The following is a 13,513-nucleotide window of genomic DNA, read 5'->3' as shown; positions in this document are numbered from 1 at the left end:
ACGTGGGCGACGTGACACGACCGCGGTGGAGGCGCGGATGAAGGGGATCACGTTCCCCGCCTGGCACGGAAAGCACTACGTGACCCTGGCCGAGCTGCTGGTCCGCCTCGGCGGCTCCGGCCTCGACCTGACGTGGCGCGTCGCATGCGACGAGATGGTCGATCCCCGCTGTGCCGAGATCGAGCGCCGGTCCGCCGCCACCGGCATGGACACGTTGACGCTGTTGTCGCTGACGACCCCGTTCCTCCAGCTCGTCGACGCCGAGGCGCGGGGGTCCGCCGGGGGCGAGCCGGTGGTCGTGCTGACCGAGGTGGACAGCTCGTGGTGGGAAGTCAGGTCGGTCGACGAGCGCGTACTGGGCGAACTCCGGCGCCACTACCCGGGCGCGACGGAGCTGCCCTGACCGCGGTGCGACAGCGCGAGCGGGGCGACTCCTCCGAGCGCGCGGCGCACGGGAGCGCGCCGGACCCCCGCACCACCTCCCTCACGCCGTGCGTGGGGCGCGCGAGCCCCCACCCCCGCGCCCCTCGGGCATCCGCACCACCGGTCCAGGCAGCTCACCCCCCGAACCGGCGGAGCCGTCACGCCGACATCAGCAACCGCTCCCGCCGCGCCGCCGCCAGTGCCCTGGGTGTCAGGACCGGGCGTGGCACGAGGATGCCGCAGTCGGTGCAGACCGGGCCGGAGGACGGGGCGTGGGCGAGGCCGTAGCGCCAGAGGAGGCGGTCACCGGCGCAGACGGGGCACACGGAACCCGGTTCGCGTTCGAGCGCGGTGATCAGGCGGCGCAGTACCTCGGCCAGCGGCTCACGGGGGTGCAGCCGCGGGTCGTCGCACCAGGCGACACCGAAGCCGCCCCAGGTCATCCGATGCCAGTCGTCCACGCTGCCCGGCCTGCGCAGCCCGTCGTGCTTCTCCTTCCTGCGCCGCTCGGCGAAATCAGCCTCGTAGGCCAGCCACACCGCACGCGCCTCCTCCAGCTCCACCAGTGCGGCCACGAGCCGCGCTGGGTCCGGGGAGCGGTCCTCCGGGCCGAAACCTGCCCGGGAGCACAGATGGTCCCAGGTCGCCCGGTGCCCGTAAGGAGCGAACCGCTCCAGGCACTTGCGCAGCGAATAGCGCCGCAGCGCCAGATCGCATCGCGGATCGCGCACCTGTCTCGCCAGACTTCGGAATCCGGCCATCGCCCTGCACCTCCGTCACCTCTGTGTCGCACGTCGGTCACCTCGGCTTCGCCGTACGGCATCGCGTGCGACGTTGCCGGATAGACGTGCCGCCGGTCCATCCGGCTCCATCCGATTTCCGATGCCCTCCCATAAGGCACCCCGGGTTGACCGCCCGGACCGCCGACCGGGTCACCGGACCGGCAGAGCACGGAAGTTGACGCATGTTCACCTTCCATCGCGGGGATACCGCCGGTAACGTCCGGCCCACCCCCAGTCGGGAGGAGCTGCCATGGCACGGCGCACCCCACGTAACGCGTTGTCCGACAGAGCGAGAACTCCCCGCACTCTTTCCGGGTTCCTGAAGACGGCGTCCATATGCGTCCTGATCGCCGGTCTTCTCTCACCTCTCACCCAGGCGGCGGCAGCCGGAACCCCTGCCGCGGCCCCCAACGACTACTGCGGCGGCCAGTGTTCCGACATCCTGCCGCCCGGCGAGAACGGCAACGCCACCCTCGCCCAGATCCTGCTCAACCAGGCGTTCGGCACCCAGCCCGACCACGCCGAGGACCAGCTCGGTCCCTACGCCAACCTGGCCACCGGCTACACCGGTCTGACCGACGCGAAGATCAACACCTTCTTCAACGACTCCTCGTTCGGCGTCCCCGCCGACCAGGTCGCCTCCACCGAGAAACCCGCCGGACGCACCGACGTGTCGATCGTGCGCGACAAGAAGACCGGCGTGCCGCACATCACCGGCACCACCCGCTACGGCACCGAGTTCGGCGCCGGATACGCCGCCGCCGAGGACCGGCTGTGGCTCATGGACCTGTTCCGGCACGTGGGACGCGGCCAGTTGACCACCTTCGCGGGCGGCGCGCCGGCCAACCAGGGTCTTGAGCAGCAGTTCTACCGCAGCGCCCCCTACACCGAGGCCGACCTCCAGGCGCAGATCGACAGCGCGGTGGCCCGCGGCGGCGACCGCGGGCGCCAGTCCCTCACCGACGCGAACGCCTACCTCGACGGCATCAACTCCTACATCGACGCCTCCGACAAGGGCCGTTACTTCCCCGGCGAGTACGTCCTCACCGGCCACAAGGACTCCATCACCAACGCGGGCACCATCGACCACTTCAAGATCACCGACCTGGTCGCGCTCGCCTCGGTCGTCGGCGCCCTCTTCGGCTCCGGCGGGGGCGGCGAGGTCGACAACGCCGTCTCGCTGCTCGCCGCCCAGTCCAAGTACGGCGTCACGGAGGGCACCAAGGTCTGGGAGTCCTTCCGCGAACGCAACGACCCCGAGGCCGTCCTCACCGTCCACGACGGCGAGAGCTTCCCCTACGGCACCCGTCCCGCCGACGCCAAGGGCGAGGCGCTGCCCGACCCCGGCTCGGTCGTCCAGGAACCCCTGGTCTACGACCGCACCGGCAGCGCGGGCTCGGCGAGCGCCAAGTCCGCCTCGACCACGGCAGCGAAGACCACCCTCGGCTCGGCGAAGCGCGGCATGTCCAACGCCCTCGTCGTCAGCGGCGCCCACACCGCCAGCGGCCACCCCGTCGCCGTCTTCGGCCCGCAGACCGGCTACTTCGCCCCGCAGTTGCTGATGCTCCAGGAGATCCAGGGTCCCGGCATCAGCGCGCGCGGCGCCTCCTTCGCGGGGCTGAGCATGTACGTCGAACTCGGCCGGGGCCAGGACTACTCCTGGAGCGCGACCACCTCGGGCCAGGACATCATCGACAGCTACGCGGTCGAACTGTGCCAGGACGACTACCACTACCTGTACCACGGCACCTGCACCGCCATGGAGCAGATCGAACAGAAGAACGCCTGGAAGCCGACCGTGGCCGACGGCACCGCCGCCGGTTCGTACACCCTGCGCGTCTGGCGCACCAAGTACGGTCCCGTGCAGTACCGGGCGACCGTCGGCGGCAAGAAGGTCGCCTACACCGCCCTGCGCTCCTCCTACTTCCACGAAGCCGACTCGATCATCGGCTTCCAGATGCTGAACGACCCCGACTACGTCAAGGGCCCGGAGGACTTCCAGAAGGCAGCCCAGCACATCAACTACACGTTCAACTGGTTCTACGCCGACTCCCGGCACACCGCCTACTACAACAGCGGCGACAACCCGGTCCGCGCCGACGGCGTCGACAGCGAGTTCCCCGCCTGGGGTCGCGCCGACTACGAGTGGCGCGGCTGGAACCCGGACGGCAACACCGCCGACTACACCCCCGCCTCCGCCCACCCCCAGTCGGTCGACCAGGACTACTACATCTCCTGGAACAACAAGCAGGCCAAGGACTACGCCGCCGCCCCCTGGGGCGAGGGCTCGGTGCACCGGGGCGACCTCCTGGAGGACCGGGTGAGCAAGCTCGCCGCCGCCGGTGGGGTCACCCGCACCAAGCTGGTCCAGGCGATGGCCGGCGCCGCCCTCGCCGACCTGCGCGCCGAGGACGTGCTGCCCAAGCTGCTGAAGGTGGTCAACTCCTCGCCGGTGACGGACAGTACGGCCGCCTCGGCGGTGAGCAAGCTCCAGGCGTGGGTGACCGCGGGCGCCCAGCGCAAGGAGACCTCGGCGGGTTCGAAGAAGTACGCCGACGCCGACGCGATCCGCATCCTGGACGCCTGGTGGCCACTGCTGGTGAAGGCCGAGTTCGAACCCGGTCTCGGCACCGACCTGTTCAGCGCCTTCACCACCAACCTGCCCGTGGACGAGGCGCCTTCGGCCGGGCACGGCCCGACCGGCTCGCACGCCGGAAGCTCCTTCCAGTACGGCTGGTGGAGTTACGTCGACAAGGACATCCGGTCCGTCCTCGGTGAGTCCGTGCAGGGTCCGCTCGCCCGGACGTACTGCGGCGACGGCAGCCTCACCGCCTGCCGGGACGCGCTGATCAGCACCCTCAAGCAGGCAGCCGGGCGCACCGCCGCCCAGGTCTACCCGGGCGACGACCAGTGCTCCGCCGGTGACCAGTGGTGCGCCGACTCCATCGCCCAGCGCACCCTCGGCGGCATCAAGCACGGCAAGATCAGTTGGCAGAACCGGCCGACCTTCCAGCAGGTCGTGGAGTACACCTCGCACCGGTGACACGCGTACGGTCTCCAAGTCACCGTTTGCCCAGGTGACTTGGAGACCGTCGCTCAGCGGTGGATCAGCGGTAGAGCAGATACTTCCCGCGCGTCCTGCGGAACGCCGCCAGCTCCGGCTGCCACGCGGCGGTCACCTCGTCGGTCCTGGCGCCCGCGTCGATCATCGTGCGCACCTTGTCCGAACCGGTGAGCTTGTCGATCCAGTTGTCCGTCCGCCAGGCGAAGTCCTTCCACACCCGCTTCGCCGTCACCAGCAGCCCGATCCCGGTGCGCACCGGGTCGTACGCCGACCGGTCGTGCACATGGATCTGCACCCCGCCCACCGTCCTGCCCTGGAACTTGGAGAAGGTGGGCGCGAAGTACGCCTCCCTGAACCGCACGCCGGGCAGCCGGAGTTCGTTCGCCGCCTCCGCCCAGCGGCTGTCGATGCCCTCCGCGCCGAGGAGTTCGAAGGGACGGGTGGTGCCGCGCCCCTCGGAGAGGTTCGTGCCCTCGAACAGACAGGTGCCGGAGTACACCAACGCCGTGTCCGCGGTAGGCATGTTGGGGCTCGGCGGCACCCAGGGCAGCCCGCACGCGTCGTACCACATCGCGCGCCGCCACCCCGTCATCCGCACCGTCTCCAGCGGCACCGGCTTCTCCAGGAACTCCCCGTTGAACAGCAGCGCCAGCTCGGCGGCGGTCATCCCGTGCGCCTGGGCGATCGGGCGCCGTCCGACGAAGCTCGCGAACTCCTGGTGCAGCACCGGTCCTTGGGCGGAGCGTCCGGTCACCGGGTTGGGGCGGTCCAGGACCATGAACCGCTTGCCCGCGAGCGCGGCAGCCTCCATGCAGTCGTACAGCGTCCAGATGTAGGTGTAGAAGCGGGCGCCCACGTCCTGGATGTCGAAGACCACCGTGTCCACCCCGGACGCGGTGAACACCTCGGCCAGATCGGCGCCGCTCTTCAAATAGGTGTCGTAGACCGGCAGTCCGGTCGCCGGGTCGTCGTAGCGCCCCTCCGAGCCGCCCGCCTGCGCGGTGCCCCGGAAGCCGTGCTCGGGTCCGAACACGGCGGTGAGGCGTACCCGCGGGTCGGCGTGCATCACGTCCACGATGTGCCGGACGTCGCGGGTGACCCCGGTCGGGTTGGTGACGATCCCGACCTTGCGGCCCGCCAGCGGCGCGTACCCCCCGGCGACGAGCCGCTCGAACCCCGTGCGCAGCCCGCCCGCGCCTCCACCCGCGTCCCCGGCCGTCGACGCCGGGACGGGGACCACCCCGGCGACCGTGGCCGTGGCGGTGGTGGTGAGCAGGCTCCGTCTGGACAGCGTCATGCGGTGACCTCCGTGATCGCGGCGGACGAGCGGACGTACGGGTCGGGCGATGTGCGGCGGGCGTGGCCCCGGGGACGCTAGCGCGGGACCGCGCCTCAGGGAACGAGCCGGACCGCGGCCGTCCGTGTTTTCCCTTCCACCGGGCATACCGACTGGTTAGTCTGGCGCGAGTGGCGCCGGAAACGCGCCACGCCGAGTCGTGTCGAGCCGTGTCGCGTGTCGAGGGAGACCGAGCGTGGAAGCTGTGCGGGATGCCGCAGTCGTCGTCACCGGGGCGGGCGGAGGGATCGGAGCCGCGCTGGCCCGCCGGTTCGCCGCCGAGGGCGCCCGGGTGGCCGTCAACGACCTGGACGCGGTCAAGGCCAAGGCGGTCGCCGAGGAGATCGGCGCGGTCGCCGTGCCCGGGGACGCCTCCGCCGTCGTCGAGGAGGCGCGCGAGGCACTCGGCGGCACCATCGACGTCTACTGCGCCAACGCGGGCGTCGCCTTCGAGGACTCCCTGCCCGAGGGCCCGCTGGACGAGCGCTCCTGGCAGACCTCCTGGGACGTCAACGTGATGGCCCACGTCCGCGCCGCCCACGCGCTGCTGCCCGACTGGCTGGAGCGGGGCACGGGGCGGTTCGTCTCCACCGTTTCCGCCGCCGGACTCCTCACCATGATCGGCGCCCCCTCCTACAGCGTCACCAAGCACGGCGCGCTCGCCTTCGCGGAGTGGCTGTCCCTCACCTACCACCACCGGGGCGTCAAGGTCCACGCCATCTGCCCGCAGGGCGTGCGCACCGACATGCTCGCCGCCACCGGCAGCGCGGGCGACCTGGTGCTCCAGCCCACCGCCATCGAACCGGAGGACGTCGCGGACGCGCTCCTCAAGGGCATCGCCGAGGACCGCTTCCTGATCCTCCCGCACCCCGAGGTCGCCGACTACTACCAGGCCCGCGCCGCCGCCCCCGACCGCTGGCTGGCGGGCATGAACCGCGTCCAGCGCACCTGGGAGGAGGGCCGCTGACGGCCCGCCCGGGTCCGGACGGAGAACCGGGGGCATCCGTCCGGGACCGGTAATGGGAAGATCCTCCGGCGGGACACGCGTCCCACGCGTGCGACCAGGACGACGACAGTCGGCGACGACGACGGAAAGGCAGGTGGCGACAGTGCCCAGGACGACGGACGGGGACGGGACGCCCGTACCCCGGCGGCTGCTGGACGCCGCCACCCGCCTCTTCGCCGAGCAGGGCTACGACCGCACCTCGGTCCAGGAGATCGTGGAAGCCGCCGGAGTCACCAAGGGCGCGCTCTACCACTACTTCGGCTCCAAGGACGACCTTCTGCACGAGGTGTACGCGCGCGTGCTGCGCCTCCAGCAGGAGCGCCTGGACACCTTCGCGGACGCGGACGAGCCGATCGAGAAGCGGCTGCGCGCCGCGGCGGCCGACGTGGTGGTCACCACCATCGACAACCTGGACGACGCCGCGATCTTCTTCCGCTCCATGCACCATCTGAGCCCGGAGAAGAACAAGCAGGTCCGCGCCGAGCGCCGCCGCTACCACGAACGCTTCCGCGCGCTCATCGAGGAGGGCCAGCGCGAGGGCGTCTTCTCCACCGCCACCCCGGCCGACCTCGTCGTGGACTACCACTTCGGCTCGGTCCACCATCTGTCGACCTGGTACCGCCCGGAGGGTCCGCTGACCCCGCAGCAGGTGGCCGAACACCTGGCGGACCTGCTGCTGCGCGCGCTGCGCCCGTAAGGCGTACGGGATACGGCTCACCGGGCACGAGTAAGGGGCGCCCGCCATGGCGAACGCCCCTTACCTCAGACCCTGTCGACTCCGGGTCCCTCCTACAGGTACTTCTTCAGCTCCCGCCGCGCCAGCGACCGCTGGTGCACCTCGTCGGGACCGTCCGCCAGCATCAGCGTGCGCGCGCTCGCGTACACCTCGGCCAGCGGGAAGTCCTGGCTCACCCCGCCCGCGCCGTGCAACTGGATCGCGCGGTCCAGGATCTCCACCACCGCGCGCGGCGTGGCGATCTTGATGGCCTGGATCTCGGTGTGGGCGCCCTTGTTGCCGACGGTGTCCATCAGCCACGCCGTCTTCAGCACCAGCAGCCGCAACTGCTCGACCGTCACCCGGGCGTCCGCGATCCAGTTCTGCACCACACCCTGCTGGGCCAGCGCCTTGCCGAACGCCGTACGGGACACCGCCCGGCGGCACATCAGCTCGATCGCCCGCTCGGCCATGCCGATCAGCCGCATGCAGTGGTGGATACGCCCCGGACCGAGCCGCGCCTGTGCGATGGCGAAGCCGCCGCCCTCCTCGCCGACCAGGTTCGACACCGGCACACGCACCTGGTCGAAGACGACCTCGGCGTGACCGCCGTGCGAGTGGTCCTCGTAGCCGAAGACCTTCATGGCGCGCTTGACCGTCAGACCGGGCGTGTCGCGGGGGACCAGCACCATGGACTGCTGGCGGCGGATGTCGGCGCCGTCCGGGTCGGTCTTGCCCATCACGATGAAGATCTGGCAGTCCGGGTTCATCGCCCCGGAGATGTACCACTTGCGCCCGGTGATGACGTACTCGTCGCCATCCCGCTCGATGCGCGTGGTGATGTTGGTGGCGTCCGAGGAAGCCACCTCCGGCTCGGTCATCGCGAACGCCGAGCGGATCTCCCCGGCGAGGAGCGGCTCCAGCCACTGCTTCTTCTGCGCCTCGGTGCCGAACTGCGCCAGCACCTCCATGTTCCCGGTGTCGGGTGCCGCACAGTTGGTCGCGGGCGGCGCCAAGTGCGGGGAACGACCGGTGATCTCGGCCAGCGGCGCGTACTGGAGGTTGGTGAGCCCCGCGCCGTACTCGGCGTCGGGCAGGAACAGGTTCCACAGCCCCTGCCTGCGCGCCTCCGCCTTCAGCTCCTCGACCACCGCCGGGGTGTCCCACGGCGAGGCGAGCTGCGCCCGCTGCTCCTCGGCGACCGGCTCGGCGGGGTACACGTACTCGTCCATGAAGGCGAGGAGCTTGGCCCGCAGCTCCTCGGTGCGCGCGTCGAACGCGAAGTCCATGTGCGGTCAGCCTTCCTGAAGAGTCGTCAGTCCGTGGTTGATGAAGACCGGCACGAGGTCCCCGATGCGGTCGAAGCCGCGCCCGACCGTCTGGCCGAGGGTGTAGCGGTAGTGGATGCCCTCCAGGATCACGGCGAGCTTGAACCAGGCGAACGCCGTGTACCAGTTGACGTCCGACACATCGCGCCCGGAGCGCGCCGCGTACCGCTCGATCAGCTCGCGCGGCGCGGGGTGACCCGGCGCCTCGGCGGTGGTGGAGACGGGGGAGTCGGCCATGCCGAGCGGCTGGCTGTACATCACCAGCAGACCCAGGTCGGTCAGCGGATCGCCGAGCGTGGACATCTCCCAGTCGAGGATGGCCTCGATCCGGTCGTCGGTGCCGATCAGCACGTTGTCCAGGCGGTAGTCGCCGTGCACGACCGTGGGGGCGGGGGAGGCGGGCAGCGAGCGGCCGAGCGCCGCGTGCAGCTCGTCGATGCCCGCGAGGTCGCGGTTGCGGGAGGCGTCCAACTGCTTGCCCCAGCGGCGCAGTTGGCGGTCCAGGAAGCCCTCGGGGCGACCGAAGTCCGCGAGCCCCACCTCGCCGGGGTCCACCGCGTGCAGCTCGACCAGGGTGTCCACCAGCGAGAGCACCGCGTCCCGGGTGCGCTCCGCGCCGAGCGGGGCGAGCTGGTCGGCCGTGCGGTAGGGGGTGCCCTCGACGTACTCCATGACGTAGAACGGAGCCCCGAGCACCTCCTCGTCCTCGCACAGCAGCACCGGACGGGGGACCGGCACGTCGGTCGGGTGCAGGGCGCTGATCACCCGGTGCTCGCGCCGCATGTCGTGCGCGGTGGCGAGCACATGACCCAGCGGCGGACGGCGGACGACCCACTTCGAGGTGCCGTCGGACACCGCGTAGGTGAGGTTCGACCGTCCGCCCTCGATCAGCCGGCCGGTCAGGGGTCCGCTGACCAGACCGGGGCGCTCACGGTCGAGCAGCGCGCGCAGCCGGTCGGGATCGAGTCCGGGCGGGTGGTCGGCGCTCATACATCACTCCTGGGAACGGGCGGACAGGAACGGGTGAACAGGAACCCGTCTCATGATGCCGACCGGTCGGTATGTCGTCCAGTGTGTTCACCGGAACCGGTCCGATCAGTGACCGGGACCACAGTGACGCGCGAGGGCCCCTCCGGCGCGGCGCCGGAGGGGCCATGGATGTGGAGCGGGCTCAGTGGTCGTCGTAGTGGTCCCCGTGCTCGGCGTGCCGGTGCCCGTCGTGCAGATAGTCCACATGGTCGCCGTGCACCACGCGCGCGTGCCCGCACTCCTCGTGGTGCACATGGTCGTGGCCGGGGTGCGCGGTGTGCCCGGCGGGCTCGCACTCGTCCCAGTGGTCGCTGTGGGCGCGGTGCAGATGGCCGTCGTGCGCGTAGTCGACGTGGTCGCCGTGCGGTACGGCGGAGTGCCCGCAGCCCGGCCCGTGACTGTGCGCGCCGTGCTCGGAGTGTTCCTGGTGAAGGTCGGTCATGGGGCTCACCTTCGAGAGGCGGGATGGGGGGGTGTCGGGGGACGACGACCGACAGGCTACGCGCGAATGGGGCGTATCCCGGCATATGGGTTGCGTGGCGTCCGGGTACCCAGGAAGGTCTAGGACATGAAGGCGATCAGCTACCGCCGCTACGGCGGACCCGAGGTGCTGGAGTACGGCGACCGGCCCGAACCCAAGCTCGGACCCGACCAGGTGCTGGTCCGGGTGCGCGCGGCAGCCGTCAACCCGGTGGACTGGAAGTGCCGCGAGGGTTACCTCGACCCGATCCTGGAAACGGTGTTCCCGGTGATCACCGGCTGGGACATGAGCGGGGTCGTGGTCAAGCCCGGCGCCTCGGTCACGGAGTACGCCGAGGGGGACGAGGTGATCGGCTACGTCCGCGAGGACTTCCTCTCCCTCGGCACCTTCGCCGAGTACGTCTCCGCCCCCGTGCGCACCCTCGCCCCCAAGCCCCGCGCCCTGTCCTTCGAGGAGGCGGCGGGGCTGCCCCTGGCCGGGCTGACCGCCTATCAGTGCGTGGTCACCGTCCTCGGTGTCAAGCGCGGCGAGACCCTCCTCGTGCACGCCGCCGCGGGCGGGGTCGGTTCCCTTGCCGTCCAGATCGGCGTCCACCTCGGCGCCCGCGTCATCGGCACCGCGAGCGAGCGCAACCACGACTACGTCCGCTCCCTCGGCGGCGAACCCGTCTCCTACGGCGAGGGGCTGGCCGAGCGCGTGCGCGGGATCGCCCCCGAGGGCGTCGACGCGGTCTTCGACACCATCGGCGGCGAGACCCTCAAGATCTCCGCCAACCTGCTCGCTCCCGGCGGTCGCCTCGTCTCCATCGCCGACCCCGAGGTGGTCACGTACGGCGGCCGCTACTGGTTCGTCCGCCCCGACCCCGAAGACCTCACCAAGCTGTCCCAGTGGGCCGACCAGGGCGTGGTCTCCGTCCACGTGGACAAGGTCCTCCCGCTGGAGGAAACGGCGGAAGCCCAGAAGCTGAGCGCGAGCCATCACGCCCGCGGCAAGATCGTCGTGACGGTGCCGGAGAAGTAGCGGCGCGGGGGAGCAAGTGGCGCGGGGGAGCAAGTGGCGCGGGGGAGTGGCGCGCTGCCCTCAGACCAGCAGCGCCGCCGCGCACACCGCCAGCGTCGCCGCGCACACCGCCGCCGCCGTCGCATGACGCGGGGTCAGCGCGGCGGGGCGGTCGTCGGTCGCCAGGGCGCGGATGCGGTGGTGGGCGATGCGCAGGAACCCCAGCCACAGCCCGCAGCTCGCCGCGCACAGCAGCGCGGCGGCGACCGGCTCGCCCGCGCGCAGCGCCGCCCGCACCGCGAGCACCGCCACCACCGTGCACGCCAGCGTCGTACGCCGCCAGGCGAGGCGGGTCCGCTGCGGCTGGAGCCCCCGGTCCTGGCCGGACGGCGTGCCGCCCGAGCCCTGACCCGTACTCACCCCGCCCACCCCGCCAGCACCACCACGACCATCGCGAGGGCCACCACCGCGACCACCAGGCTCAACAGCACCGGGAAGCGGGAGACCGGCAGGTCCTCGCCGCGCCGCATCGCCCGCTCGCAGCGCACCCAGTGGTTCACCGCGCGCAGCGCGCACAGCACCCCGGCCGCGAGCAACGCCAGCGCGAGTCCCGCGCGCCACGCCCAGCGCAGGTGCGGCAGGAACTGGTCCACCGCGAAGCCGCCGCCGATCAGCGCGAGCGCGGTGCGCAGCCAGGCGAGGAACGTGCGCTCGTTGGCGAGCGAGAACCGGTAGTCGGGGGTGCTGCCCTCGTCCCGTACCCGCTCGGGGGCGAACCAGAGGCGGACGTTCCGCGCGAATTCGATCACGCCACGGACACTACCGGCGCCTCACGCGCCCGCCCGGAACGCCCTCAGCCGCTCGTACGCCGCGAGCCCGTCCGGCACCCACTCCCACGCGCCGAGTCGCCGCTCCACCTCGTCCTCGGTGAGGAAGTCGTGCCACTGCACCTCCTCCACCTGCGGCTGGACCGGCAGCTCGCAGCGCACCTCGTACACCGCCGACCACCAGCTCCTGCCCGACCCGTCGTCGTAGAGGAACTTGAACAGGAACTCCGGGCGGTCAAGACCCGACACCCCCAGCTCCTCCTCCGCCTCCCGCAGCGCCGCCTCGTCGTAGGACTCGCCCGCGCCCACCACCCCGCCGACGAACATGTCGTACAGCGCGGGGAACACCAGCTTGGTCGCGGTGCGGCGGTGGACGAAGAGCCGCCCGTCCGCGTCCCGGGCCTGGACGAAGACGCAGCGGTGGCGCAGCCCCCGGGCGTACGCCTCACCGCGCGGGACCTGGTCCACCACCCGGTCCCGCTCGTCCACGATGTCGAGGATCTCGTCGGCAGGATTCATACGGCCATCCAAGCAGGCACGCCCCGGATTCAGTTCCGCTGAAGGTCCCGCACCCGCCGCTCCTCAGCCGTCCCGCACGGCATCGCCGGATGCAGTCCAAGGAGCACGATGCCCGCCACGATCGCCGCGAGCCCCGCCGCCTCCCAGGCCAGCGCCCCGGTGTCGGTGTGCAGCCGGTCGCCCAGGAAACCCACCCCGCACAGGATGCCCGCGAGCGGCTGCGCCGCCGTCAGCGCGGGCAGCGACATCCGCAGCGGCGCCGTCTCGAACGCGCTCTGCACCAGCATCAGCCCGGTCACCCCGAGCACCAGCACGCCGTACGGCTGCCAGCCGGTGAACAGCTCCGCCGGACCGCCCTCCGCCCAACGCGTCGCGCTCACCCGGGTCAGCGCGTCCTGGACGCCGTACAGCAGCCCCGCCGCCGCGGCCAGCAGCACCGCGCCCCAACCCGTCCGCGACCGCTTGGCGTACCCGGCGAGCGCGAGCGCCGTCGCCAGCATCGCGCCCATGATCAGCCAGTGCCGCAGCGGATCGGTGACAGCGGTGCCCGCCTGCGGGCGGCCCGCCAGGATGAACGCGCTCACCCCGCCCGCCAGCAGCGCGAGCCCGGTCCAGCCCTGACGGCCCAGCGGCTGCCCGGTCTGACGGCGGGACAGGGCGAGCGCGAAGAGGAGGTTGGTGGCGAGCAGCGGCTCCACCTCGGAGATCTCGCCCTGCCCGAGCGCGACCGCGCCGAGCGCCATCCCCGCCACCATCAGCGCCGTACCGCCCAGCCAGCGCGGCACCCGCATCAGGTCGAGCAGCAGCCGGAAGGACAGGAAGTCGCTGAGCGGAGCCCGTTGCGCCACGTTCTGCTGGAGCACGAACCCGAACCCCACACAGCACGCGGCGCCCATGGCGAGAAGGACAACCAGAAGGGACACGCTGCGTACCTCGATCATCGGCCGGGCCACGATTGCGTGTGGCCGACTGTAGCGCCCTCGGACGGCGTCGCCGCGGAGAGC

Annotated in this window: 14 protein-coding genes; 5 read left to right on the top strand and 9 right to left on the bottom strand. The window is 71.5% G+C overall.

Annotated features, from left to right (window positions below; all coding sequences use genetic code 11):
- Window positions 1-37 precede the first annotated feature (37 nt).
- The gene (locus IF655_RS18740; protein ID WP_199586007.1) at window positions 38-403 is read left to right on the top strand and encodes a hypothetical protein; all 366 of its coding nucleotides are present in this window, start codon (window positions 38-40) and stop codon (window positions 401-403) included.
- Between the two features lie 178 nt (window positions 404-581).
- Here IF655_RS18740 and IF655_RS18735 read toward each other — a convergent pair whose 3' ends face one another.
- Window positions 582-1,184: a hypothetical protein gene (locus IF655_RS18735; protein ID WP_199586005.1), complete on the bottom strand. Its 603-nt coding sequence runs from the start codon at window positions 1,182-1,184 to the stop codon at window positions 582-584.
- A gap of 271 nt (window positions 1,185-1,455) precedes the next feature.
- On the opposite strand from IF655_RS18735, the gene IF655_RS18730 reads away from it, so the two are divergent.
- Window positions 1,456-4,248, top strand: a complete 2,793-nt coding sequence (locus IF655_RS18730) for a penicillin acylase family protein (protein WP_199586003.1) — start codon at window positions 1,456-1,458, stop codon at window positions 4,246-4,248.
- 64 nt (window positions 4,249-4,312) lie between these two features.
- Here the strand turns inward: IF655_RS18730 and IF655_RS18725 are convergent, their stop codons facing one another.
- Window positions 4,313-5,566 carry an exo-beta-N-acetylmuramidase NamZ domain-containing protein gene (locus IF655_RS18725; RefSeq protein WP_199586001.1) on the bottom strand — a complete coding sequence of 418 codons (1,254 nt, stop codon included), beginning with the start codon at window positions 5,564-5,566 and terminating at the stop codon, window positions 4,313-4,315.
- Between the two features lie 235 nt (window positions 5,567-5,801).
- Between IF655_RS18725 and IF655_RS18720 the strand changes: the two genes are divergently transcribed.
- Both IF655_RS18720 and IF655_RS18715 read left to right on the top strand, forming a co-directional pair.
- Window positions 5,802-6,572, top strand: coding sequence for an SDR family oxidoreductase (locus IF655_RS18720; protein WP_199585999.1), 771 nt, complete (start codon window positions 5,802-5,804; stop codon window positions 6,570-6,572).
- A gap of 142 nt (window positions 6,573-6,714) precedes the next feature.
- Window positions 6,715-7,308 (top strand): TetR/AcrR family transcriptional regulator, encoded by a 594-nt coding sequence (locus IF655_RS18715; RefSeq protein ID WP_199585997.1) that lies wholly within the window; start codon window positions 6,715-6,717, stop codon window positions 7,306-7,308.
- A gap of 92 nt (window positions 7,309-7,400) precedes the next feature.
- Here the strand turns inward: IF655_RS18715 and IF655_RS18710 are convergent, their stop codons facing one another.
- The 3 genes from IF655_RS18710 to IF655_RS18700 form a co-directional block, all read right to left on the bottom strand.
- On the bottom strand, window positions 7,401-8,615 hold the full coding sequence (locus IF655_RS18710; RefSeq protein WP_199585995.1) for an acyl-CoA dehydrogenase family protein: 1,215 nt from the start codon (window positions 8,613-8,615) through the stop codon (window positions 7,401-7,403).
- A 6-nt stretch (window positions 8,616-8,621) separates the two neighbouring features.
- A complete protein-coding gene (locus IF655_RS18705; RefSeq protein ID WP_199585993.1) occupies window positions 8,622-9,644 on the bottom strand; it encodes a phosphotransferase family protein in 1,023 nt (340 codons plus the stop codon).
- A 181-nt stretch (window positions 9,645-9,825) separates the two neighbouring features.
- Window positions 9,826-10,125 carry a hypothetical protein gene (locus IF655_RS18700; RefSeq protein WP_199585991.1) on the bottom strand — a complete coding sequence of 100 codons (300 nt, stop codon included), beginning with the start codon at window positions 10,123-10,125 and terminating at the stop codon, window positions 9,826-9,828.
- Between the two features lie 126 nt (window positions 10,126-10,251).
- On the opposite strand from IF655_RS18700, the gene IF655_RS18695 reads away from it, so the two are divergent.
- Window positions 10,252-11,184, top strand: a complete 933-nt coding sequence (locus IF655_RS18695) for an NADP-dependent oxidoreductase (RefSeq protein ID WP_199585989.1) — start codon at window positions 10,252-10,254, stop codon at window positions 11,182-11,184.
- Window positions 11,185-11,244: 60 nt separating this feature from the next.
- Here IF655_RS18695 and IF655_RS18690 read toward each other — a convergent pair whose 3' ends face one another.
- From IF655_RS18690 to IF655_RS18675, 4 genes are read right to left on the bottom strand one after another with little or no spacing between them, the layout of a single operon-like run.
- Window positions 11,245-11,592, bottom strand: coding sequence for a DUF202 domain-containing protein (locus IF655_RS18690; RefSeq protein WP_374100299.1), 348 nt, complete (start codon window positions 11,590-11,592; stop codon window positions 11,245-11,247).
- Complete coding sequence (locus IF655_RS18685) at window positions 11,580-11,972, bottom strand: DUF202 domain-containing protein (protein ID WP_199585985.1); 393 nt, start codon at window positions 11,970-11,972, stop codon at window positions 11,580-11,582. Before IF655_RS18685 ends, IF655_RS18690 begins: the two co-directional genes overlap by 13 nt.
- A gap of 21 nt (window positions 11,973-11,993) precedes the next feature.
- Entirely contained in the window at window positions 11,994-12,509 is a 516-nt protein-coding gene (locus IF655_RS18680; protein ID WP_199585984.1) for an NUDIX domain-containing protein, read from the bottom strand.
- A gap of 29 nt (window positions 12,510-12,538) precedes the next feature.
- Window positions 12,539-13,450: a DMT family transporter gene (locus IF655_RS18675; protein WP_199585982.1), complete on the bottom strand. Its 912-nt coding sequence runs from the start codon at window positions 13,448-13,450 to the stop codon at window positions 12,539-12,541.
- Window positions 13,451-13,513: the final 63 nt, after the last annotated feature.

Source organism: Streptomyces sp. DSM 110735 (genome assembly GCF_016482685.1).
Lineage (GTDB): Bacteria > Actinomycetota > Actinomycetes > Streptomycetales > Streptomycetaceae > Streptomyces.
Note: the sequence above shows the minus strand (reverse complement) of the source record. Positions and strands in the feature narration are given on the sequence as shown.